The 25,839-nt window shown below is 42.5% G+C and carries 17 protein-coding genes and 1 pseudogene; 3 read left to right on the top strand and 15 right to left on the bottom strand.

Annotated features, from left to right (window positions below; translation table 11 throughout):
- Positions 1-40: 40 nt before the first annotated feature.
- The 6 genes from BHV72_RS01480 to BHV72_RS01505 form a co-directional block, all read right to left on the bottom strand.
- Complete coding sequence (locus tag BHV72_RS01480) at positions 41-2,338, bottom strand: beta-galactosidase (RefSeq protein ID WP_232286818.1); 2,298 nt, start codon at positions 2,336-2,338, stop codon at positions 41-43.
- Between the two features lie 275 nt (positions 2,339-2,613).
- Positions 2,614-4,179 carry a DUF4874 domain-containing protein gene (locus BHV72_RS01485; RefSeq protein WP_032855144.1) on the bottom strand — a complete coding sequence of 522 codons (1,566 nt, stop codon included), beginning with the start codon at positions 4,177-4,179 and terminating at the stop codon, positions 2,614-2,616.
- Between the two features lie 28 nt (positions 4,180-4,207).
- Entirely contained in the window at positions 4,208-5,518 is a 1,311-nt protein-coding gene (locus BHV72_RS01490; RefSeq protein ID WP_022042546.1) for an FISUMP domain-containing protein, read from the bottom strand.
- Positions 5,519-5,532: 14 nt separating this feature from the next.
- A complete protein-coding gene (locus tag BHV72_RS01495; RefSeq protein WP_005680187.1) occupies positions 5,533-7,047 on the bottom strand; it encodes a RagB/SusD family nutrient uptake outer membrane protein in 1,515 nt (504 codons plus the stop codon).
- Between the two features lie 12 nt (positions 7,048-7,059).
- On the bottom strand, positions 7,060-10,449 hold the full coding sequence (locus BHV72_RS01500; protein ID WP_005677492.1) for a TonB-dependent receptor: 3,390 nt from the start codon (positions 10,447-10,449) through the stop codon (positions 7,060-7,062).
- A gap of 173 nt (positions 10,450-10,622) precedes the next feature.
- Positions 10,623-11,639, bottom strand: coding sequence for a FecR family protein (locus BHV72_RS01505; protein WP_005677491.1), 1,017 nt, complete (start codon positions 11,637-11,639; stop codon positions 10,623-10,625).
- Between the two features lie 135 nt (positions 11,640-11,774).
- Between BHV72_RS01505 and BHV72_RS01510 the strand changes: the two genes are divergently transcribed.
- On the top strand, positions 11,775-12,350 hold the full coding sequence (locus tag BHV72_RS01510) for an RNA polymerase sigma-70 factor (RefSeq protein ID WP_005677489.1): 576 nt from the start codon (positions 11,775-11,777) through the stop codon (positions 12,348-12,350).
- An 8-nt stretch (positions 12,351-12,358) separates the two neighbouring features.
- On the opposite strand, the gene BHV72_RS01515 is transcribed toward BHV72_RS01510, so the two are convergent.
- The 3 genes from BHV72_RS01515 to BHV72_RS01525 all read right to left on the bottom strand — a co-directional run bounded on the left by BHV72_RS01515 (position 12,359) and on the right by BHV72_RS01525 (position 17,709).
- Positions 12,359-14,254 (bottom strand): sensor histidine kinase, encoded by a 1,896-nt coding sequence (locus tag BHV72_RS01515; RefSeq protein ID WP_055172874.1) that lies wholly within the window; start codon positions 14,252-14,254, stop codon positions 12,359-12,361.
- Between the two features lie 116 nt (positions 14,255-14,370).
- A complete protein-coding gene (locus BHV72_RS01520; protein WP_005677487.1) occupies positions 14,371-17,007 on the bottom strand; it encodes a valine--tRNA ligase in 2,637 nt (878 codons plus the stop codon).
- Positions 17,008-17,070: 63 nt separating this feature from the next.
- Positions 17,071-17,709: a hypothetical protein gene (locus BHV72_RS01525; protein ID WP_005677486.1), complete on the bottom strand. Its 639-nt coding sequence runs from the start codon at positions 17,707-17,709 to the stop codon at positions 17,071-17,073.
- A gap of 140 nt (positions 17,710-17,849) precedes the next feature.
- Here BHV72_RS01525 and BHV72_RS01530 point away from each other — a divergent pair, with 140 nt between their 5' ends.
- Positions 17,850-18,902 carry a DUF3810 domain-containing protein gene (locus BHV72_RS01530; protein WP_122270703.1) on the top strand — a complete coding sequence of 351 codons (1,053 nt, stop codon included), beginning with the start codon at positions 17,850-17,852 and terminating at the stop codon, positions 18,900-18,902.
- 72 nt (positions 18,903-18,974) lie between these two features.
- Positions 18,975-19,763 carry a nucleoside triphosphate pyrophosphohydrolase gene (gene mazG, locus BHV72_RS01535; RefSeq protein ID WP_022042553.1) on the top strand — a complete coding sequence of 263 codons (789 nt, stop codon included), beginning with the start codon at positions 18,975-18,977 and terminating at the stop codon, positions 19,761-19,763.
- A gap of 109 nt (positions 19,764-19,872) precedes the next feature.
- Here mazG and BHV72_RS01540 read toward each other — a convergent pair whose 3' ends face one another.
- From BHV72_RS01540 to rpsA, 6 genes and pseudogenes are all read right to left on the bottom strand, one after another.
- The gene (locus tag BHV72_RS01540) at positions 19,873-20,337 is read right to left on the bottom strand and encodes a hypothetical protein (protein ID WP_005680180.1); all 465 of its coding nucleotides are present in this window, start codon (positions 20,335-20,337) and stop codon (positions 19,873-19,875) included.
- A gap of 27 nt (positions 20,338-20,364) precedes the next feature.
- Entirely contained in the window at positions 20,365-20,745 is a 381-nt protein-coding gene (locus tag BHV72_RS01545) for a hypothetical protein (RefSeq protein ID WP_122295093.1), read from the bottom strand.
- A gap of 47 nt (positions 20,746-20,792) precedes the next feature.
- Positions 20,793-21,344: an RNA polymerase sigma factor gene (locus tag BHV72_RS01550; RefSeq protein ID WP_005677479.1), complete on the bottom strand. Its 552-nt coding sequence runs from the start codon at positions 21,342-21,344 to the stop codon at positions 20,793-20,795.
- A gap of 27 nt (positions 21,345-21,371) precedes the next feature.
- Positions 21,372-22,916: a L,D-transpeptidase family protein gene (locus tag BHV72_RS01555; RefSeq protein WP_195651808.1), complete on the bottom strand. Its 1,545-nt coding sequence runs from the start codon at positions 22,914-22,916 to the stop codon at positions 21,372-21,374.
- Entirely contained in the window at positions 22,906-23,844 is a 939-nt protein-coding gene (locus BHV72_RS01560) for a ribonuclease Z (RefSeq protein WP_022042555.1), read from the bottom strand. Before BHV72_RS01560 ends, BHV72_RS01555 begins: the two co-directional genes overlap by 11 nt.
- Before the next feature lie 192 nt (positions 23,845-24,036).
- Positions 24,037-25,804 (bottom strand): annotated as a pseudogene (rpsA, locus tag BHV72_RS01565) (30S ribosomal protein S1).
- Between the last annotated feature and the right edge of the window lie 35 nt (positions 25,805-25,839).

Genomic DNA, 25,839 nt, shown 5'->3' on the forward strand with positions numbered 1-25,839 from the left:
GTAAATAGAAATCAAATTTCTTACTACCTGTACACTTTAATCAATGAAACAAGAAGAATTGCGGGCGACCGTATACGTTTATCTCTTTTACCTTCCCTGACAAAAAAGCACCTTTACGTACTTTGAAGCGAAGGGCTGATATTTTATAGATTTCCTTTATGTCCACAATGATACGGTGCGGCTGTCCGGGTTCCGTTGCCGGATCTGTATGCCAGAATGAAGAAATATCTCCGTCGAACAAGTTCTCCGCTATACCCAGATTCTTATCTGCCTGCTCGCTGCTTACGTAAACAACTTCCCATTTGGTCTTATCAATCGGTTGTCCCTTATCGTCCAACAAATCAACCTCTGAAATACACGCCTGATTGTCTTCCGTATAAGAAGAAAGCGTTTCGATGCAAAAATGACGCAGAGTGCGCATAACCGGTAAATCAACTTGCTGCCAATCGTTTGTCTCCGCCAAAGTGGTGTTCAGAAGAATATCTCCTTCTTCGAGAATCGGACTGCCTGTTTGATTGCGTTGCTGTTTCTCCGGCTTGTTTTTATCAATACCCAAACTGTCGAGAATCGGCTTATCCAATCCCTGCAAGTTCCTCTTTCCCGTATCCTCCATTTCGAAAACAACAATCTCATTCTCACCTTTTTTCAACCAGGGAGCAGGTATATAAAGAGTTTGTTGCGGACCGATATTCCAGAAACGTCCCAACGATTTACCGTTTACCCAGACAGCTCCTTTACCCCATTGGCTCATATCGACAAAGCAATCGCCTTGCTGTTCGATAATGAATGTCCCTCTATGAAATGCCGGAACGCCTTTGATTTCTTGTCCGAAAGACAAGGAAGATACTTCTTCCTTATAAAGAGGAAGCGGTGTGATTGACCACCCTGTCAATTTCTCATTCCCCCAAAGCACCTGACTTGTAATTCCTTTACGGTTAAAAAGAATATCGGGACCATAATTGACCCGTCCGGTATTTTCAACCAGAATCTCAAGTGTGGCGGGAACTTTATGAATATCCAATGTCGTGCTATTCTGATTATAACGACGGTCAAGGCTGGCTACTTGTTTACCGTCCACCAGAATAACGGCATAATCACGCAAATCCTGAATAATCAATTTCTGTTTTCCCGGTGTCTTAATGGTAGTCTGATAGTGGATATATCCGAAATCGGCTCCTACATCTTCCATGGATAAAACATCTTCCGATTGTATAGTCTGATGAAATGCCGTAGTTAACGGAGCACTTTCTTTCAGCTCGACCGTCGCAAAGGTTGTGGTCGGATTATCGGCAGGCACTTCCGGCAACTGTGTTCCCTCCGGCAGGTATTTCTGAATGATCTCCCGGAAAGCATGATATTTCGGATAGCAGTTGCCCCATTCTCCAAGCGGAGCGTCATAATCGTAGCTGGTAGGTTGGGGACGGAATCCTCCGCTAGTATTGGCACCGTTCATATACCAGAAATTTGTTCCGCCGTGGAACATATACATACTGACAGATACGCCATGTCCCAACATCCAATCCAGTTGTTCGGCAGGACGCTCGTAGGCAACAGAAGAATGACGTTTCCCCCATTCATCAAACCAAGCCGGATAGAACTCCGCCACAAAGTACGGACCGCCCGGATGATATTTATCCACGATTTTAAATATATCTTCGCCGAACACGCCGTTCAAAGTAGGCAATGCACCGGCAATATGTCCGGCTTCCACCTGCCCACCGCCGTCGCAAGTAAACAACGGAACATTGAATCCGGCTTCTTGAAGCATATCACGGATAGCAGCAAGGTATTCTTTGTCGGCCGCATACGAACCGTATTCGTTTTCCACCTGTACCATGATAATATTACCGCCGTTGTTGATAGTCAGAGGGGCCAGTTGCTTGCCAAGTTCCTTGATATATCGTTCGCAATAAGACATGAAACGCGGGTCCTTACTGCGATAAGTCAAGTCCTTTTCTTTCAGGAGCCACGAAGGATAACCTCCGAAATCCCATTCCGCACACACGTATGGCCCGGGACGAAGAATGACATACAGCCCTTCTTCCTGTGCAATACGTACAAACTCGGCAATATCCGCTTGTCCGCTGAAATCAAATACTCCGGGTTGCCGTTCATGGAAGTTCCAGAATACATAAGCAGACACGGTGTTCAACCCCATTGCACGCGCTCGGTGCAGACGGTCACGCCAATACTCGTGCGGAATACGGGGATAATGCATTTCTCCGCATATCAATTGCACATCTTTCCCGTTAATATTAAAAGTACCATTTTCTATTTTAACCTGTTCCCTGGGGGAGGAACAGGCTGAAATAAAAAATGATACAATTAAGTTAAGCATAATAAATACGTTGCTTCTACTTTTATTCATCTTTATTCAAATTATATCATAAGTATTGAATGTTCCGGGGGCTTCTTCAAATTTGGTGGTTATTTAGCAAGTCGGTGGTATCTCCATTCCCCTCCTTCGGGAAGGAGAATGGAGGATACTATCGACTATAAACTAGCAAATCATTATTTTACAAATTCACCTTACCGACAAATTTAAAGAGTAATCTGCTCCGACTTGCCCACAAGATATCGGTTTGTCCCGGCCGAAGCATTCATCAATCCGTATCAGAATGTAACTTCACCGAAAATATTCACTGCATATTTTCCTGCGTCATCATACCAATGAGTGAGTTTCTCCGTCGGAGCAAACTTGATGGCGTAAGCCGGATTGTATTTCAAATCGGCCACTTTCTCCGGCATCCAGATTCCAACTTTGTATGTCCCGCTCAATCCGGCAGCTGCACTTCCTTTTATAACATACTTCGCTACCTGATTCGGTTCTTCATTTGTAGAAGGAATCCATGTTTTAGGATCAACATCCAGCTTTATTTCTTTAGCTACCTGACCGTCTCCGGAAACCAGCACAAGATATACTTCTTTCGGATTAATCACCGTAGCAAAACCGGTATTAGTTATCGTCAGATTATATTCCAAGTTTCCGTTTTTCGCCTCCACTGTCGATTCGCTTTGCAGATTCAACCGGTATCCCAAATGGTCACGTACAAATTCATAGAATGAACGGACAACCTCATTTCCTTCAGCGTCTTTAAAATAACTCTCATCAAAGAGAATGTTATTATCATTCAGCAAAGAAGGATATACTTTTACTTGTTTCCAACTCATGATATTCAAATCAAAATTCTGCGTTATATCAAAAGCCGAATAACGGTGTTCACGCAAAATACGCAATGACTTCATCGGAGTAATTAGTGCAGCCAAACCCCATTCGGTATCTTCATTATAAGGAATCTCACCACTCATATAGAAATTATTCGCTTTTACCTCCCCGGTTATTTGTTTATAATCATCCGTATTGGGAACAAAGTCATTGCCCGGCGCATGAGAATGTTCACCGGCTGTAAAGTAATCGTTCGCATATCCGATACGTCCGCGGTATTCTTCCTGCTCCAATGTCAATGCTTTCTTATGACTCGGGTAACGCATTTCTACACAATATGGAACAGGCAAAGCTCTTAACAGTGCACTGACAATTGCATTCTTCGCATCCTGATCATTTGCCAACGGCGATGTATGCCACTCTCCCCAAGCACCAATAAAACCAACTTGCACCGTAGCAATCTGACCGATATATTCATTCAACAAAGGTGTCAATTGTTCAATATGCCTAAGAATCCATTGTTTAGATTCACCGCCGGACGTATTAAGCCCCGCATGATTGTATGCAAAACGAAGAATGGCTTTATATCCCTGCGCTTTCATCAACTCAAACACCTTGCGGATATTATTCAAAGCCTCATCATCAAGATCTTTACTCACCCATTTGGTCAGATAGATATATTGCTGCACAAGAGTCAGATTATCGTCTTTCGCATCAAACTGCTCTATTTTCTTTTTATACAAATCCTCACCATATACTTCATAATCATTATATGGACTTTTCATCTCATCAGCCAGCAAATTACATTCAAGATGAAAGCCTCTATCAGGATTTCTCAACGACTCGATATGAACAATTTTACCTACAACTTCCGGAGTTTCCGGTTCATTCGTACCTTCTTCCTCTCCATACTGTCCTGCATACACATCTATCGTATCAGAACAAAAGCTACACATAATACCTAATAATAAGGTAGATAATATGGTCATAGTTTTCTTTATATTGATTAACATGATTGATCTATTTTTAATTTTCACCTGATTAATTTTCATTGAAGATAAAACGTGCAGGAGCCCCTGTTGTCCAAGGAGTCCACAATGTTGCTCCGCCATCATGAAGCATACATCCATGCTCTGTATTATCAGTCACCAACAAATAGCAATACTGTCCGGTGTGATTATTAATATTCGGTTCTACCCATTGACCGGAAGCACACAAATTAAATTTCCAGTCATTCAAATGAGTCTGTCCTTTCACTGACTCATAATAATCAGGGTCTTTCAAAACATTCCATTGACCTTCAGCTGTTCCCGCTTCGGCAAACAGGTTCTTATACTCCTGCATAGTCGGTAAGCGCCAACCCGTAGGAGCTATTTTGTCACGAATGTCATAATGATAATGAACTCCGTATGCTTTCACTCTGCCTTCTCCAAAAGATTCCGGCGTATTCTTATAATTATTTGACTCAATATCAGTTCCGTCAGGATACTTGGTCGTCCTCAAATTATCTGCCAGCCAAACCAGTGAAGTTCCGTCGCTATAAGAAATACGGGCAACCCGATAGGTTATCTTCTCATCACCGCGAACATCAATGAAACGCATCATTTCCGTCATATTTAGTACTCCGGAAGAACGTGACACCAGTTGCCCGTCATCAGTCTTCACATTCCAATATATAGCGTTGGATGTCCAACGTTTAATAGAAAGTTGGTCGAGCAAGGTCTGAAGTTGCTCGTGTGTCAGAGAAGACTTACCTTTTACAATCCCTACACTTTGCTCGGCTACAGTCTGTTTCATTTCAGGATCAAGTGACAGACAGAGTGAATATGAGGTTGATTCAGGCCTTCCTTCCGTATCCCATTCAAACTGTACGGCAGTTTCTGGTTTATCTTCAGCCAAAGCAATCTCAGTCATATCCTCAGGTTGTAACAACTTGGTAGACATACGTTTCACATGAATCGTATGCACATCCGACGCAGCAGCCGTAGTATTGCCAGTCTCTTTAACAGTCCAATACAACAGCGCTTCTTGACCGGCCTTTATTCCCAACTGAGAGAAATACTGATCGGCTGCCAATACGGACAAAGTAAAAGAGGTCGATTTACCAGCGTCAATCTTCACCGGCTTTTTGAAATCTCTGGTAGCACAAAGAATCAGTTTGGCACCTTTCTCCAATGCCTTATCCCATGAGAAACTATATTCATCGATTGACAAATCATTCAAGTCAATTTTCGTTCCATCCTGAGGCGCACTCAGGTAAATATCCGACATAGGAATAATTACATTATACTTGTCCTCTTTACATCCGGCAAGTAATAAAATACCTAATAGAGTATATAATAAATGTTTCATAATACTATCCATTTTTAGTAACCGGGGTTTTGAATTATAAGACCTTGTCCTTCAGTAATCAAATGAGTAGGTAACGGAAACTTCTCATATTTATATTGCCCGTCTACCTTCGTTTCGATTTTACCAGTCGGCTGACCTGCAAATCTTGCTTTAGCAAGTGCCGCTTCTATGAATTTTCCGTGACGAATCAAATCCTGTCGACGTACACCTTCAAAATAGAACTCATGTCCACGTTCTTCCAACAATTTATCAAGGAAATCTTCCACTGAAGCGAAATCACTCAATTGATAAGCTTTCAGTCCGCCATGGGTAACACGTACTTGATTCAATAACCCGACAGCTTCCTGAGTTATGCTATTTCCATTGCGGACAATAGCTTCTGAAAGTAAAGTCAATACGTCTGCATAACGGTAGATTGGCATATCTATTTCACACAGTTCTCCTATCACCCCTTCGATTTTATACTTAACCGGAATTGCACCATAAAAGAGTACACCTGTTGTACCTCCGTCACGGTCAAGAGCACGACTGTGATGCACGCCTTCCGTACCAGTATATTCACCTATAATTCTTTCCCGTCTTTTGTCTTTAGGATCAAAAGATTCATAGGCAGGCCAGGATATTTTATACCCTCCCCATGCAGTCACCGCCATTCCTGCCGGAATAGGATAGTCGGATGTTAATACATGTGCAAACCACTTCTGCTCCATCACACCAGCTTCCGCTACACAAGAGAATATTACTTCCGAATTCTTTTCTCCTGATAAAGAAAACAAAGAATGATAATCATCTACCAGTTTATAACCGTATTCGGATTTAGTCAATTCACGTCCTATTTTCTCTGCTTCATCCCACTGTTTAGTCATCATATAGAATTTTAACAACAATGTGTTGGCCAATCCTTTTGTAAAACGTCCGTAATCCGTATCTTCATATTTATAAGGCAGTATGTCGGCCGCTTCCTTCAGGTTAGTAACAATGTATTCACGCATCGCTTCTTCAGACAAGCGGGGAATCACAATCTCAGCTTCCGGTTTCTGCAAAGTTTCCAAATCTGCAATAGGTATCGGACCATACATATCATACATCAGAAAAGCCAGAAAACCACGTCCACATTTTAATTCGGCCATATAACGGGCCTTCAATGTTTCATCCATATCCACGTTCTTGATACGTTCCATTGTCAAAGTCATGGAAGCCAGATATTGGGAATAGTCATACACGCGGCGATAATCTCCGTCGATATGCCAGTCATTAGCTTCATACGAATTATATACGGTAGTCCACCCCCATGTATTTTCCACATAATCGGTCACCATTTCCGAAGTCGTCACATAACCTGCCGCCACCTCAAAAATCCCCCACGGAGAAAAAACGTAATAAGCACTTGAGTTGACCAACGCATTTACATCTTCAGCATTCTGCGGAAACATTCCCGGATTTATTTTATTATAAACTTCCTGTTCCAGCGTGCAAGACGATATGAGGAACAAAAGAGTTGCTATTACAGTATAAATTGTCTTTTTCATATTCATAACTTATTAGAAAGATATTGATACACCAAAATTATAAGAGGTCACATTCGGATATGCATAAGTTCCGTTATCCGTTTCAGGATCCAGCCCTGTCCAATTGGTAATCACAAACGGATTGTTCACATCTACATATACACGAAGATTATTCACGATCTTTTGGCTGATCGGTACTTTATATCCCAATGTTATACTTCCGCAACGAACGTAATAGATAGATTTTACGTAATAGTCTCCCCAACCGTTTCCCCCTCTCACGTAGGTAGGATCAGTAGCTGTCAAGTTATTACTACTGAACGCTTTCAATGCGTAAGTGGAAACGTTGATACCATTATCCATGCGTGTCCAACCTTCATAATAGCTGGCTCCCCGCTTTCTACCCGCTTCTCCGTAAAAATAGATATTCAAATCAAAATTCTTATAGCGGAATGAATTGTTCAAACCGTAGATTATTTTCGGATCACCATTCCCCATATAGACCTTATCTTCATCTCCTAACACACCATTTCCATCCCGATCTTTCAACTTCATCATTCCCGGAACCAAATCTTTCTGGGCATCCGGTGCCTTCTCTCCCGGTTGCAGGATACCGATTGCTTCATATTCCCACCATGCCCGTATCGGGTCATCTTCTTTTTCATAGGCTCTTGGCTTCCAGTTCGGATCACGTTTCAACCAACGGTCATTATAATGCGATAAAGTCAATGTGGTATCCCATTCAAAGTCTTTTGTAACAATATTCACTGTATTCAATGTGATTTCCACACCCTGGCTTTGCGTTGATCCTATATTTCCTGCAATTTTATTTACCTCATTATAAAATGGCAAGGGCTTGTTTGTCACTAACAAATCTGTTATTTTACGCTTAAAGTACTCGGCAGCCAACTTAAACCGGTTATTAAATATTCCAAAGTCTACTCCAAGATTAAATTCCGTAGTTGTTTCCCAAGTGATACTCTTGTTTCCCAAATCCGAAGCATATACTCCTGTTGACTCCGCGCCTCCAATAATGGCATTTCTTCCTACCTCATAATAATCATAAATACGATAACCGACATTAGAATTACCGGTCTGTCCATAAGAAGCTCTCAATTTCAACATGGATAACCATTTAGAAGCCCCTTTCATGAAATTTTCTTCACTAATCATCCAACCTGCTGATACAGAAGGGAAATATCCCCAACGATTTTCCGGTGCAAAATTAGATGCAGCATCAGCACGTACCGTGGCTTCCAACAAATATTTTCCTTTGTAAGAATAATTAGCACGGGCAAACAAAGAAGCAATACTATTTATAGAAGCCCATGAACTGACAGAAGGCTTTTTATAATTACCCGACCCCAAACTGTTATACCCAAATCCATCCACCAGAAAATCTGAATTTCCGGCACTGAATCCGTCATTCTTGAACTTTTGGAATGAATAACCACCAATAGCTTTCAGATTATGATCACCAAAACTTTTAGAATATTGAGCGGTCAATTCCATTAGATAAGTAGTGCTTGTCTCTTGTGAAATATCTGCCCTTCCATTCTTATTTGCCCCTTGCAAAGTTGTCTTAGGCAAATAACTGGAACGTTTCTGGAAACTGCGGTCAGCTCCCAACTGTAATTTCACTTCTAATTCTTTCAATGGTTTTACTGAAACAAATGCTGAACCGATCAACCGATCTTTTACCGTATTATCTTTTATTTCCAACAAAGAAACCGGATTCGCAACAAAAGGACGTTTCGGGTCAATAAAATAATTCCCTTCAGAATCATAAATAGGAATAGTAGGATTGGACTGAATAGCACCGGTCAACACACCTGAATATTCATTAACCTTATCTCCTAAAGGAACGTTATCATACTTATTCTGTGAGTAAGTAGCGGTTAATCCGAAAGATACATATTTACTTAATTCTTGATCCAGATTTAAACGGGCAGAAAAACGGCTGACACCATTATTCTTGACAATACCTTCTTGATCCATATAGTTGACGGAAGCCAAATAACGGGTTTTCTCCGTACCACCATTAACAGAAAGATTGTGTTGTTGCGTATATCCGTTACGCATTACCGCATCAAGCCAATCAGTACCACTTGCCAACAATATCTCATCATTATTGAAAGCTGGTTTATATTGAGTGGGCGGAGTATCCGGTTTCTCCACATATCCTTTATAAATCCCCATTCCATTCAACTTCAGCCACTCCTCGTGCTGCTGCTTATTATACATATCCATATACATACGAGTATCAAGCATCTTATAATTCGAACGGGCTACCTGCACAGATCCCATACCGGAATAAGTCACTCTGGGCTTCTGACTCTTACCGCGTTTTGTTGTAATCAGAACAACTCCATGACCGGCACGTGCTCCATAAATAGCCGTAGAAGCGGCATCTTTCAAAACTGAAATTGATTCAATATCATCCGGATTCAAAGACTCCAGCACATTATCAATATTACCGGATTCATAATAGCCGTTCCCCGAACTTAAATTACCGGAAGACGATACCGGAAAACCATCAATAACAAACAAAGGGTCGTTACCTGCTCCTGTAGAAGCCTCACCACGAATACGGAATTTAGCCTCACCGCCAGGTTGCGCAGAGATCTGATTTACACGAAATCCGGCAGCCTTACCTGCCAATGCACGAGATACATTCGGAACAGTATTCATTTCTACATCACCCATATTTACCATAGAAACAGCACCTGTCAATGTCTTTTTACTCTGTGTACCATAACCTACCACTACTACTTCTTCCAATTGTTTGGAATCTTCCTGTAAAATGATTTTTAGATTTTTACCGACTTGCACCGCAACAGTCTGTGACTGATAGCCGATATAGGAAATATCCAATTGTGCTTTCGATGAAGATACGGAAAGTTTGAAGATACCGTCAATGTCTGTAATCGTTCCATTTCCCTGTACGCCTTTCTCCAATACACTAGCTCCGATTACCGGTTCACCATGAGTGTCCAGTACCGTACCCGATACTGTTACTTTCTTTTCCTGCTGTGGTGATTGCGCTTCAACAGACAATATTATTTTCTTATCCAACACCGAATACTTCACATTCGTACCGGCAAAGATTTCCTTCAACACACTGAAAATATTACTTTTATCAGCAGACACAGAAACACGACGATTCAAATCTACATGTTTGTTATTGAAGAAGAAGTCAAAATCCGACTGCGCTTCAATCTCTTTCAAAATATCCTCCACACGCTGGTTATGAACATCGATACTGATCATAGCTTTCTGAGCGTAACTATCGGCTGCATAACTTAGTCCGATAGAACATACTAAGAACAAAACTAATAGTCTCATAGATAATGGGATTTTTTTTGAGGTTAGCCAAAGCGACTTTATCACCCATAAAAATTGGATGCTAAAATAATTTTGCATAAATTTGTAATGACTTAAAGTTAATAAAAAGTTTATCTAAGCTTGTCGCCAAACAAGCATTAAAAAGATTTACTGGTTTCCATACGGGAAGATACGCCAATATCATCCCGTATGTTTTTCATTTAAGGGGGTCTGTCTTTCATACAATTACTTTTCGTTTTAAGGTAAATCAATTAATATATTTCTATCTTACTCTTTTCATCTTTTATATTCGGAGAATCAAGATACCGCCAACGAATCTGGGAGGAAAGTTGGAAATACTCTAAGATACGTTCCAGACGTTGATTCGTGAATGTTCCTGTAAACGAGTCTCCTTTCAAGCGGTCATTCTTAATTATAAATTCTACATTATATCGTTTCTCCAACATTCGTAAGCCTTCTTCCAAAGGAGTGTTCCTGAATATAATTTTTCCTTCTTTCCATGCTGTTTCCGATTCACCGGAAGTGGCATAAAGCTGCACTTTACAATCTCTCGAATCATAAACAAGTTTTTGTCCCGGATCCATTAATACCTTTTTCGACACATTATCCTGTGTAAAGATGAATCCTATCTTTCCTTCCACCAGTGTTGCCAGCACTTTATCATCTTTCTCATAGGCTTCTATATTAAAATGTGTACCCAGCACTTCTATCTGCGACTGATGAGAAGTGGAAACGATAAATCTCTTTTCGGGATTCTTGGCAACTTCAAAATAGGCTTCTCCCTGCAAGGTTACGTTTCGTGTATCTCCGTTGAAATGTGAAGGATAAGTCAGGCGTGATTCTGAATTAAGGAAGACTACCGTTCCATCCGATAAAGTTAATGAAGTGGTCATTCCCGGATTGGTCTTTACTTCCAACATTTGTGCCAGTTCCTGTTCGTCTCCTCCCCAATAGTGCACCAACTGAACAACGAGAAGTGGAATGAACAGAACTGCGGCCGCACGTTGTGCCCATTCCCACCACATCGTTTTCTTTCTACCTGTTATCCTGCCTTTTACCCTCGACAACGCTTTTTCCGTATCGACTTTCTTCATTACATGAATGGTATCCGTAGCCAGATAAAGCGAATGAATCTGTTTGGCTACCCGCCGGTTCTCCTCCGATTCGTTCATCCAAGTCTCAACCAGCAGACGTTCTTCTTCTGTCACTTGTCCCTCACAATAGCGGGGAAGTAATTCGTCTATTTTATTTTTATCAAGTTTGTCCATATCCTCTTTTTCTTGTCTTTTATTATAAGACAGGAGACTCCGGATAGATTCCTAAACTAAAATCCATTTTTTTTCAGAAAATCTTTGTTTTCTTATAAAAAAGCTATATTTGCAGTGAATTTACAAAACTAATACATGAAAGAAACCTACCGCTCAGAAAACGATTTCTTATTATCAGCCGTCCGACACGGAGATCAAAAAGCTTTCGACACGCTGTTTCGAAAGTATTATCCGATGCTTTGTGCATACGGTCATCGGTTTGTTGATCTGGAGGATGCGGAAGAAATTGTAGAAGACTCTCTTTTATGGATTTGGGAAAACCGGGAAACTCTTGTCATTGAATCTTCACTGAGTTCCTACCTTTTCAAAATGGTGTACCGCAGGGCTTTAAACAAACTCGCGCATATCGACGCCACCCAACGGGCCGATACCCGTTTTTATGAAGAAATGCAGGAAATGCTGCAAGATACGGACTACTATCAGATGGAAGAACTGACCAAACGAATTGAGGAGGCTATCGCAGCGCTACCCGAAAGCTATCGGGAATCTTTTGTGATGCACCGTTTCCGGGACATGAGTTACAAAGAGATCGCCGAAACACTGGGAGTATCACCCAAAACAATAGATTACCGTATCCAGCAAGCTTTGAAGCAACTGCGCACGGACTTGAAAGATTATCTTCCGTTACTACTGCCGATTCTATTTCCTTAATACAAAATTTACCCTTTTCGGTAAGGCAACGTAAACCAGAAAGTAGAACCTTTTCCTTCTTCTGAGTTAACGCCTATTTCCCCTTTCAAATGCTCGACAATCATGTGACAAATGGAAAGTCCCAGTCCTGTCCCCTGAATAAACGGGTTATATTTCACAAAACGTTCAAATACGTGCCGGCATTGTTCGGGCGACATACCGCACCCCGTATCCGAAACATAAAAATAGATCGTATTAATATCTTTCATACGGTATCCCATACGGATACTGCCGGATTTGGTAAACTTTATGGCATTAACTATAAAATTAGAAAGTAGCTGCATCAGGCGGTTCTTATCTATATAAAGCATACATTCCGGCAGACGTTCGCAAAAAGTGAAAGTTACCGCATCATTCTTCAAGCGCAGCTGCATACTTTGCTCTATTTCCTCCATTGTCTGATTCACATCAATCAGCGCCGGACAGAAATCGAATGTCCCGGCTTCAATCTTCGACATATCCAGAATGTCATTAATCAGTTGAAGCAACAAGTTAGTGTTTGTTTCAATAATATCTGTGTATTCCCGCATTTCCTCACGATCATCAACTTCCGGTAACATATTTGAAAAGCCAACAATAGCATTCAACGGGGTACGTATCTCATGACTCATGTTAGCCAAAAAAGCAGACTTCAATTGGTTGGCTTGCTCCGCCTTTTCCATAGCTTCACTTGAACGGCTGTACGCTTTCCGAAGAATACGGATATAATAGGTAATAGCCGTTACCAAAATCACCAATATAGCTATGCAGACAAGGATTTCGACTTTATGTTGCTGAAAGAAACTTTGGGGCTGATTGATATAAACAGCTGCTTTCGGATAACGATAAGAAGGGATATTATGTTCCTCCAACACCGGATAGCACAGATAGGCATTCTCCTTTCCACCAGTAGTTTCCGGAATATTCCGGGCTTGTTCTCCGTCCAGAATCCGGTAAAGTATCTCCAGCAAAGACTGCCCGAAAGACTCCGCCGAGACATAATATCCGCCTGCGAAAGTATTGTTAGACAAATCTTCGGACGACAGCAGGAATAAAGGAGATGGAGTAAAATTGGATATCACATCTTGAATATGATCAAAAAGATAATTATTATCATCTTTATTGTGTGATTCAAACCAGGAATAATAAATAATTCCGGTATTCGATTTATAGCTGTGCAGAGTATCCAGCAACGCTTCCGTTGACAGTTGAGTGGTAGAAAGCAGTTCCAATGGCAAATCCGGGAAATACTTGGTTACGACTTCTTTCATATCACAACGAGTCTCCTCGCTAATATATCGGTCGTCTGAAATAAATGCCAGACGTTTCATATCAGGAATCAACTGACGAATCAGCTCTATCGTTTCTTTTATGTAATAATGCTGCTTTAGAGTGGTAATGTTATATCCCCGCCTCCATTCTTTAGCCGGAACACTGTTTGCTTCTGTCAACGGAGCGTGAGACAGCAATATTTCCACCGAAGCCGGCAAACGGTCACGGGCATTCGTCACTACCACGGGAACATCTTTCCAGACATCATCAAACAACTCACGGCAGACAATCCAACCCGGATCACCAATCAGTACTATTGCGGCAGGCGGAACTGGATACTTCTCGCGCAGACGGGTAATCACCGCATTTACTTCCATTGTATCCAACAAAGCGGGAACAGACAATGATTCCGCCTTAACAGAAACACCCCTCTGCTGAAGTTCATCATGTACGCACCAGTAAAAATGTTTCGACCAAGGTAAATTGAAATTGATGGAATTCAAGACCAATACTTCTTTATCCGCCTTTCCGGTATCTGCCAACATGGAAAAAAGAAGCCCCTCAAAAAGAATGAAGGAGTAGCAAAGTATAATAATCCGTAGTGTTTGCTTCATTTGTCGGTGATATTAAAAGAGAGAACAAAGATAGCATTAAAATTCAATCTAAAAAAGAAAGGCATCCCAAATCTAGCGGGATGCCTTTGTATTGCATAAAATTAAGTATCAAGTGATTATCTTTTCAACAAAATGGTAAGACTTTCTTTCAAAGATTTGATAATACTTTCCGCATCTGCCTGTTTTTTGCGTTCAAGTTCGATTACGGCTGCCGGAGCATTGTTCACGAATTTCTCGTTGCTCAACTTCTTCACAATTCCCTGCAAGAAACTTTCCTTATGTTTCAGTTCTGCCAGCAAACGATTGATTTCCGCATCTATATCAAGCATATCAATCAACGGCACGGCAAATTCTGTTGTTCCTATCATGAAAGAGGCAGCACCTTCCGCCTTGTTATACACTACCATAATAGATGACAGGTTACACATCTTCATGATAACCGAATTTAGTTTCTCTACCGGATGATTACCTATCACCTGCAATCTGAGTTGTTCCTTCATGGCAATATTCTTCTGCAAACGGATACTGCGAATATTACTGATGATTTCCTTGGCAACTTCAAACTCCTGGAGGAATTTCTCATTCACTTCGAATGTCTCACTCAGCCGGGTAACCATTAAGCTCGCACCCGGTTCACGTTGACGCAGTTGCTGCCACAATTCTTCCGTGATAAACGGCATGAAAGGATGAAGCAGTTCAAGCAGACGTTCGAAGCAATTGATAACCATTGAATAAATAAATCCATTGATAGGTTGACCGTAAGCCGGCTTCACAATCTCCAGCAAGTAGGAAGAAAATTCGTCCCAGAACAGTTTGTAAACCAACATCAACGCTTCACTCAAACGATATTTTGAGAATAAGTCGGCCATTTCAACTGAAGCAGCGTCCAGTCGCTGTTCGAACCACTGAACAGCCAGATGAGCATCTTCAGGTACCGGAATCGAACCTTCGGCATTGGTCCAGCCTTTAATCAGACGGAAAGCATTCCATATCTTATTACAGAAGTTACGTCCCTGTTCGCAGAGTGCATCATCGAAAAGGATGTCGTTTCCGGCAGGAGCCGAAAGCATCATACCCATACGTACCCCGTCGGCACCGTACTTATCAATCAGTTCCAACGGATCGGGAGAGTTACCGAGCGACTTGGACATCTTACGTCCCAGCTTGTCACGAACGATACCTGTGAAATAAACGTTCTTGAACGGCATTTGTCCTTCGTATTCGTATCCGGCCATAATCATGCGGGCTACCCAGAAGAAGATGATATCCGGCCCTGTCACCAGGTCGCTTGTCGGATAATAATATTTGATTTCTTCATTACCCGGATTGTTGATACCGTCGAACAAAGAAATAGGCCACAACCAGGAAGAGAACCACGTATCCAGACAGTCTTCGTCCTGACGGAGATCTTCCATTGTCAAAGCTGCGTTGCCTGTCTTTTCCTTTGCTTTCGCCAAGGCTTCTTCGGGAGTGGCTGCCACTACGTAACCGCCTTCCGGCAGGAAGTAAGCAGGAATACGGTGTCCCCACCACAACTGACGGCTGATACACCAGTCCTTGATGTTTTCCATCCAGTGACGGTAGGTATTCTTATATTTCGCCGGATAGAATTTCAATTCATCATTCATTACAGGAGGCAACGCCATATCTGCAAAATGCTGCATTTTGAGGAACCACTGCATAGACAGTTTCGGTTCGATCACCACGTTCGTGCGTTCCGAATATCCTACCTTATTTGTATAAGCCTCTGTCTTTTCCAACAAACCGGCAGCTTCGAGGTCTTTCTCAATCTGCTTACGAACATCGAAACGGTCCATACCGATATACATACCGGCAGCTTCACTCAGTGTACCGTTGTCGTTGAAAATGTCAATGCTGGGCAGATTGTACTTTTCACCCAACATATAGTCATTCACGTCATGAGCCGGAGTCACTTTCAGACAACCTGTACCGAACTCAATGTCTACATAATCGTCTTCGATAACAGGAATCACACGGTTTACCAACGGAACGATCACTTTCTTTCCTTTCAACCACGCATTCTTCGGGTCATTCGGATTGATACACATAGCAGTATCGCCCATGATTGTTTCCGGACGGGTAGTTGCCACTACTGCATAACGACCTTCCGCATCACCCTCCACTTTGTAACGAAGGTAATACAGTTTGCCATGTTCTTCCTTGTAGATAACTTCTTCGTCAGAAAGGGCAGTCAATGCTTTCGGGTCCCAGTTTACCATGCGGACACCGCGATAAATCAATCCTTTATTATATAGGTCGACAAATACTTTGATTACACTTTCACTGCGTTTCTCATCCATTGTGAAGGCAGTACGATCCCAGTCGCACGATGCACCAAGCTTGCGAAGCTGTTTCAGGATGATTCCTCCATGTTCGTCGGTCCACTCCCATGCGTGTTTCAGGAACTCGTCACGGGTCAGGTCAGTTTTCTTGATCCCCTGAGCAGCGAGTTTATTTACTACTTTTGCTTCGGTAGCGATAGAAGCATGGTCAGTTCCCGGTACCCAACAGGCATTCTTGCCTTCCATACGGGCACGACGAACCAAAATATCCTGAATGGTATTATTAAGCATGTGTCCCATGTGCAACACACCGGTGACGTTAGGAGGAGGAATGACGATAGTGTAAGGTTCACGACTATCGGGTTTTGAACTGAATAAATGATTGTCCAGCCAATACTGGTACCACTTTCCTTCCACGTCGGCGGGATTGTACTTACTTGCTAATTCCATATTGTTTTATGTATATGATAATGTATATTCAAAAATAACGGGTGCAAAATTAATAATTAAAATTCAAATCTTACCACCCTCGGGCTGATTCTGTGCACGGAATGAGAATTTATATCCCTCATAAACAGCAAATCCATAAAATAAGATAGTCATGGAAGCCAGATTCTCGGTCATCAAAGAGAAGATTTCAGCATAGTCTGCTCCAAACAATACATCCGTATAGGACATATCATAATCCTTGGCAATATATCCGATGATAGAAAAGAAATCACCCAACACACAACTAAGTAAAGCCAGCGTTGCACCGATTATTCCAAAAACAGGACGTATCCCTTTTCCCTGCCGCATGGCGAAACCCACCAGAAAACCGATACCGATAGCCATATATCCTATCTGATAGCCGGTAGAAACAGATATTAATCCCCATGCCGCCGCACCCACTATACAAGCGATAACTGCATATAACACACCCTTCGGCAGATTTTCTTCGGCAAGCATTTCTTCTCTTGTCAACGTTACAGGGAAGTCATCCGGTTTGGGCGGAGCCATTTTCTCCAGTTCTTCGTCTTTCTGAAAACTTTCGCACTCCTCTTTAAATGCAGGAAGGTCTCTGGTGCGAGAACATACAAGGCCTTTTCCATTCACAAAATCACGCGACACGCAATTCCGGCAATACTTCTCAATTTCTTCGGTCGTAGCCATTTTTTATCCGGTTTATGTTCAACAATCGCCTCTATCACACGGGGAATAAAGTCACTGTTAACAGATTTTTTGCAAATATAGAGGTATTTTTTCGCGCGACGTTTATTTAATGCATATTTTTGTTGACCAATAGTAGACAAATGATGAAAATGAAGCCAAATGTTAGATATTTAGTTCTGGGAGTATTATTGGGCCTGGTGTGGCTGACTCAATTAATTCCTGCTCTGGCGACGTTTTATTCGCAAACAGTCTACCCCTGCTTTTCCTATATTCTATCCTCTTTTTCGAACCTGTTTCCTTTCGCCATAGGAGATCTATTTATATTTCTCAGCATTGCCGGAATCATTATTTATCCGATCTACGCCCGCCTGCGCAAGAAGACACCTTGGAAAAAGATTTTGCTGCGCGACGGCGAATACCTGTTGTGGGTGTATGTATGGTTCTATCTTGCCTGGGGATTGAATTATTCTCAAAAGAACTTTTACCAACGGACCGAAATTCCGTATACCGCCTACACACCCGAGAATTTTCAGAAGTTCGTGAACGAATATATTACCCGACTGAACCGTTCGTACACTCCCATAAACAGTATTAACCGGGATTTGATCCGGGAAGAAACCGTACGGCTATACAAACAGTTAAGCGACAGTCTGGGCGTTCACCGTCCGCCACATGATGCCCCGAGAGTAAAAACAATGATGTTTACTCCGTTTATTTCAATGGTGGGAGTCACCGGCAGCATGGGACCTTTCTTTTGTGAGTTTACACTCAACGGAGATTTACTTCCGGCCAATTATCCGGCTACTTACGCCCACGAACTAGCCCACCTGCTTGGTATCACCAGCGAAGCGGAAGCAAATTTCTATGCATATCAGGTTTGTACCCGCTCGCAAGCCATGGGCATTCGCTTCTCCGGATATTTCTCCGTGCTCAATCATGTACTGGGAAATGCGCAAAGATTGCTGCCGAAAGAAGAATACGCGAAACTCCTGAAACGTATCCGCCCGGAGATTATCGAACTAGCGAAGGCCAATCAGACATATTGGGCCGCCAAATACAGCCCGGTCGTCGGTGCTGTGCAGGACTGGATATACGACCTTTACCTGAAAGGGAACAAGATAGAGAGCGGTCGCCGAAACTATTCGGAGGTGATAGGATTACTGATTTCCTATCAAGAGTGGAAGAACCGATAATTAATAAGAAATTTTTCTTTTGTGTAGCAGGATTAAACTAACTTTGCAGCATTCTAAAAAAATAAACTGATTATGTCACATACCAGACAAGAACAAATGGAAGCCTTCGGACGCTTCCTGGACATACTTGACGAATTGCGGGTCAAATGTCCGTGGGACCGCAAGCAGACAAATGAAAGCCTTCGTCCCAATACGATAGAAGAAACTTACGAACTTTGCGATGCCCTGATGAGAGATGACAAGAAGGATATCTGTAAAGAGTTGGGAGATGTCCTGTTGCACGTCGCTTTCTATGCCAAGATCGGCTCGGAAACAGGAGATTTCGACATCAAGGATGTTTGCGACAAGCTCTGCGACAAACTGATTTTCCGTCACCCCCACGTATTCGGAGAAGTCAAGGCGGAAACGGCAGGACAGGTTTCCGAAAACTGGGAACAGTTGAAACTGAAGGAGAAAGACGGAAACAAAAGTGTGTTAAGCGGAGTCCCTGCCGCCCTCCCTTCGTTAATCAAGGCATACCGCATTCAGGATAAAGCACGCAATGTCGGTTTCGACTGGGAAGAACGGGAACAAGTATGGGATAAAGTGAAAGAAGAAATCGGTGAATTTCAGGAGGAAGTAGCCAACATGGACAAGGACAAGGCGGAAGCTGAATTCGGAGATGTCATGTTCAGTCTCATCAATGCGGCACGCCTCTATAAAATCAATCCCGACAATGCCTTGGAACGTACCAACCAGAAATTCATCCGCCGCTTTAACTATCTGGAGGAACATACCATTAAAGAAGGGAAAAACCTGAAAGATATGTCTCTTGAAGAAATGGACGCGATCTGGAATGAAGCAAAAAAGAAAGGATTATAAACCTCCCTTATAAACAAAAAAACAGAGGCTCTGTTTCAGTGAAACGGAGCCTCTATTTTACCTGAACAGAGCGTCTGTTTGCACGAAACAGAGCCTCTGTTTTTCATCATTATTTCCTTTTCGAATCGTTTCCGCCACCCTTGCGGTTCATGCCTTTTATCATTTCCCGGTGGAAACGCATTTCCGCCCGCTGTACAAGAAATATTTTCTTACTGGAAAGAATCTTCTTGAACTTGCTCAGGTAGGTTTTATCGAGTTGGTCGGCAGCGATACGGTTATTGGCAACTTTCTCGTTTATTTCTTCGTATTGGCTTTCCGTTGTCTTATCATCTTTACCTTTACGCATCAAATCCCATGACTCGTCATTCAGCTTTTTCTTTTTATCCTGAAGTTCGAAATAAACGGGAAAGAACTTGGCAGCTTCTTGTTTACTCAAGCCTGCCTGTTCTATTATAAATGCTTTTTGTTTCGCCCTGAACTCTTCACGGGACAGATGTTGGTCACACCCGTCGGCAGCCCAAAGAACAGGCATAAAGCCACACAACAAAACGACTAATGCGATTACTTTTTTCATTTTCTGTATTCAATCGGTTTTAATAAATCATTCTACACTCGCGTCACTCAAATAAACATATAACGAATAATCATCCAGCATGGCACGGTCCAGTGCCACATCAATCATCTCATCAGATATTACTTCAGTATCCACCACTTCTGTCACTGCCACATCATCTGTCGCAACAGATTTATGGTCTGTCGATGCCACCCGTACAATAAGAGCCGCACCTATAAACATAGCTGCCATATAAAGCAATGGTTTCAGTCTTGTCCATGTGCTGACAGGCTCTTCCTTCAAAGTTACTTTTTCTTTTTCGGGAAGTTTATTCATCACCTCTGAAGTCAGGTTTTCAAAGTAACCTTCGGGAACTTTGAAGGAATTTTCCTTTCCCAGCTTCTTCAATAGGGTATCTTCTTCTTTCATACGTTTTTCTCCTCTCTTTTCTTTAGACATTGTCCGGTTTAAAAGGTTTAATCTACTTCTTCTAAAAACTTCTCTATTTTCTTCACCGCATGATGATACGATGCTTTCAGCGCTCCGACCGATGTTCCGAAGATCTCCGACATATCTTCGTACTTCATCTCCTGATAGTATTTCAGGTTGAACACCATGCGCTGTTTTTCCGGTAAAGTCAGCAATGCCTTTTGCAAGAGCAACTGCACTTGGTCTCCTGAATAATAGGAGTCACTTTCCAGTTTCTGCACAATCATCGCTTCGGGATCGTCAATAGCTATGGTCGTTGTAGCACGCTGCTTGTTCAGAAAAGTAAGACATTCATTCAGCGCAATACGATAGAGCCAGGTAGACAACTTCGCCTCGGCACGGAAGTAGTCGATATTCGTCCATGCCTTGATGAAAGTATTTTGCAGGAGGTCGTTCGCATCCTCGTGCGAGAGCACCATTCGGCGGATTTGCCAGTATAATTGTTCGCTGTATTGCGCCACAATTATTTCGAAGCCTTTCCGCTGCGTACTCTCCTCCTGGAGAAGTTTCAGAACCTCGGGTTCATTGTAAGGTGTCATAGTCTCTCGTTTTCTGTATGTTTTTATTTATGGTTTCAAATTCAGGCTTTTCATCGCCTCTAATAAAGACGGATCATAATTGTAAATGTCCTCACAATACCGCATATTATTATCGGCCGACAGATAGACGGTTTGATAATCTATAAATAAAGGTATGTATTGTTCGAGGCTGTAATGCTTCAGTTCACGGTAAGCCGCGCTGATAGGCAATTTCTTTCCTTCCTCGCTTACCGGTTTGATATCCATGGCAATGCGGATACGGTCTTCCAACAATTCATCCGGCTCTTTCAGCAGGAAGAATGCAAAGTCGAGCGCTTTTTGCAGACGGACACAACCATGACTCACTGCGCGGTTCTTCCGACTGAAAGCCCACTTGGAAGGCGTATCATGCAAATAAACGGAATAAGGGTTCGGGAAACGGAAAATAATACGCCCCAACGAATTACCGGCTTTATTATCCTGTTTCACCGTATAAGGAACGCCTTTTCCTGCATACTTCGCCCATTTAATGCTATGCGGATCTACCTGCGTGCCATTTTTATCGTATACCTTCATCCGGTTACGGGTAAAGTATGTCGTATCCCTGCGGTAAGTAGGGATAATCTCTTTCCTGATAATACTTTGGGGAACATTCCAATATGGGTTCAATTCCATATAGTAGATTTTACTCGACAACAGCGGAGTCCTATTCTTCACACTTCCCACACAAATACGCATTTCCAAAATGGAATCCGTTTCTTCGTTGACAGCTTGCAGCATAAAGGCGGCCGTATTGGCAACCACGTATTTCTTTCCCTTCTCCAATGCATATTGCCAACGCGCACGTTCCATATTCACCAGCAGGCAGTTTCGGTAATAATCTGTCGTATCCGTTTCGCCCCAAGAGTTCACGCGTTCCAGTTCTTCCTGCATCTTTTTATAAAACCGAGAGGAAGGTTGCGCCCGTCGGAAAGCCGCATTTGCATCTATCCGCAGAGAATCGAGAGCTGCCAATGCAAACTCTTTGTCGCAGCGTTTTAAAGGAATCCGATCGATCGAATCGTTCCACCTCCGTTCGGGAGGCAGAAAGCCGAACTTCAGTCGGCAAACATAGGACAGGTAAGCAGATGTCAACCGATATTCCACGTCGGCCAGCAAGCGATTCATTGTCTTTTTCCCTTGCAGTTGCAAGGTACGTATTTGCTCCAAATCGTTACGAATACTATCTGTAAGGTAAAGCCCCGGATGAATGCCATGTTTCGAGATATTTCCTAACCAGTATAACAGAGAGTCTGCTGGCTGTGTAGCCGGTTTATCGGATACCAGAGAATCATTCAGCCAGAAGAATTCATCTTTCTCCTGATAATAAGCTACTAGAGCCGAGTCCCAGGGAGTAACTTGTTTATTCTCGTCCAGATATGAGCGAATCATCCGGTGTATGCTGTCCGTACTGATTTGATAAGCGGGATTGAACAACTTCTGCAAGGAAGCCGGAGAATCGGGTATCGGAGATTGAGGCTGCTCTTTTTTACAGGCTGCCAGACAAGCTATCAATCCTATCACCATACCCCATAGAAGTCTTTTACTTTTCATGCGCAGTTCCTCCGTCAACGTCAATGCATAGATTTTCTTTCGCTAATATCGTTTGCGGGAAGATAGCCGCCGCTTCATTGAGCAATACCGATTCATCTTCATAACGAGCTGAGAAATGTCCGATAACCAATTGTTTCACCTCTGCGTCCAAAGCCAGTTGGGCAGCTTGCGCAGCCGTTGTATGGTAAGTCTCCTTAGCACGTGCCTGTTCCGTCTGTGCAAAGGTTGATTCGTGGAAAAGTAAATCTACTCCTTTTATCTGTCCGGCAATCTTAGGCAGATACATTGTATCGGAACAATAAGCGTATTTTCTCGCCGGAGCCGAAGGACGTGTCAGGCGGGAGTTTGCAATCACTTCTCCCTCGGGAGTGACAAAATCCGCCCCGTTCTTAATCCGGTTCAACTCGTAGACAGGAACTTTGTAAAAGTCCACCATGTCTCTGATTATATGATTCGGGCGTTGCTTCTCTTCAAACAGGAATCCGCAACAAGGGATACGATGTTTCAGGGGGATCGTAGTTACCGTCACCGAACGGTCGTCATAGATAAGTGCCGGTTCTTTCGTTTCAAATTCGTGAAAGAGTACTTTATACGTCAGCGTCTTACAAAAGAAGGCAAGCATCGGGGCAAACAGTTCTTCAAGTCCTTCCGGGGAATGGATATGCAAATCGGCAGTCCTGCCCAACAGCCCGAATGTAGAAATTAACCCCAGCAAGCCAAAGCAATGGTCGCCATGCAAATGGGAGATGAAGATATGATTCAAACGGGAAAACTTCAGCCGGGAGCGGCGCAACTGCATCTGCGCACCCTCTCCACAGTCGATCATAAACAACTTTTCACGCAAGTTCACGACTTGAGACGTCGCGAAATGGCGCGTGGTAGGCAAAGCGGAACCGCATCCTAATATATGTAGCTCAAATTTTTCCATTTCATGCAAAGATAGAGTATTTCAGATTCAATCTTGCAAAGAATAAAGAAAAAAGTTACAATAGACTGTCTCTATCATCCCTGTTATCCATATAAAATTCAGTTCCTCTTTCATACGACATCATATCCGTAAACACAAAAAGGCGTCCCGAATAACCGGAACGCCTTTTTATTTATCTGGAAATACTTCTTATTATTTCTTTCCTTCCAACTGTTCTTTCAATGCAGCAAGAGCGTCGATGTCGCCCAGTGTAGTTGAAGCAGCTTGGTTTTGGATCATCGGAGAATCTTCTCTCTTGTTAGATGTCTTCTTAGCACCGGAAGCAGCCTTCTTTTCAGCTCTTTCTTCAGCTTTAGCTACATCTTCGAAGATACGGCTGTGAGACAGGATGATTCTCTTAGCGTCCTTGTTGAATTCGATCACTTTGAATTCAAGTTTCTCATCCAGCTGAGCTTGTGAACCGTCTTCTTTTACAAGGTGTTTCGGAGTTGCGAAACCTTCTACACCGTAAGGAAGAGCTACAACAGCACCCTTATCCAACATTTCGATGATCGTACCTTCGTGTACAGAACCTACTGTAAATACAGTTTCGAATACATCCCAAGGATTTTCTTCGAGTTGTTTGTGACCAAGGCTCAAGCGACGGTTTTCTTTGTCGATTTCCAATACCTGAACTTCAATGTCAGCACCAATCTGAGTAAATTCTGACGGGTGTTTCACTTTCTTAGTCCAAGAAAGGTCAGAGATGTGGATCAAGCCGTCTACACCCTCTTCGATTTCTACGAATACACCGAAGTTAGTGAAGTTGCGTACTTTAGCAGTATGCTTAGAACCAACAGGATACTTTTCTTCGATAGTTTCCCATGGATCTTGTTTCAGTTGTTTGATACCCAAAGACATCTTACGTTCTTCGCGGTCAAGTGTAAGCACAACAGCTTCTACTTCGTCGCCTACCTTCATGAAGTCCTGTGCAGAACGCAGGTGTTGGCTCCAAGACATTTCTGAAACGTGGATCAAACCTTCTACGCCGGCAGCGATTTCGATGAATGCACCGTAGTCAGCCATAACAACAACTTTACCTTTCACCTTGTCACCAACTTTCAAGTCAGGATCAAGAGCATCCCATGGATGCGGAGTAAGTTGTTTCAGACCCAAAGCGATACGTTTCTTTTCGTCATCGAAGTCAAGGATAACAACGTTGAGTTTCTGATCCAGTTCAACAACTTCTTTCGGATCGCTAACGCGTCCCCAAGAAAGGTCTGTAATGTGGATCAAACCGTCTACGCCGCCAAGGTCGATGAACACACCGTAAGATGTGATATTTTTAACAGTTCCTTCAAGAACTTGTCCTTTTTCGAGTTTACCGATGATTTCTTTCTTCTGTTGTTCCAATTCGGCTTCGATAAGAGCTTTGTGAGAAACAACAACGTTTTTGAATTCCTGGTTGATCTTAACAACTTTGAATTCCATTGTTTTGCCAACGAATACATCATAGTCACGGATCGGTTTAACGTCGATCTGAGAACCCGGCAAGAATGCTTCGATTCCGAATACGTCAACGATCATACCACCCTTAGTGCGGCACTTGATGTAACCCTTGATAATTTCTTCATTTTCCAGAGCAGCGTTCACGCGGTCCCAAGAACGAGTAGCGCGGGCTTTTCTGTGTGACAGAACGAGCTGTCCTTTTTTGTCTTCCTGATTTTCAATGTATACTTCTACTGTATCACCTACTTTCAGGTCAGGATTATAACGGAATTCATTCAAAGGGATGATACCGTCTGATTTGTAACCGATGTTCACAACTACTTCACGCTTGTTCATTGCGATTACGGTTCCGTCAACAACCTCACGGTCGTTAACTTTGTTAAGCGTACCGTCGTAAGCTTTTTCAAGTTCTTCGTGGCTTGCGTTTGTTACCGCTTCACCGTTTAGGAGCTACGTTCTTTAAGTTTTCCATTAATAAATAAATTGTTTAATACTTTAATTAAATAA

It is taken from the genome of Bacteroides sp. 43_46 (assembly GCF_001915455.1).
GTDB classification, from domain to species: domain Bacteria; phylum Bacteroidota; class Bacteroidia; order Bacteroidales; family Bacteroidaceae; genus Bacteroides; species Bacteroides caccae.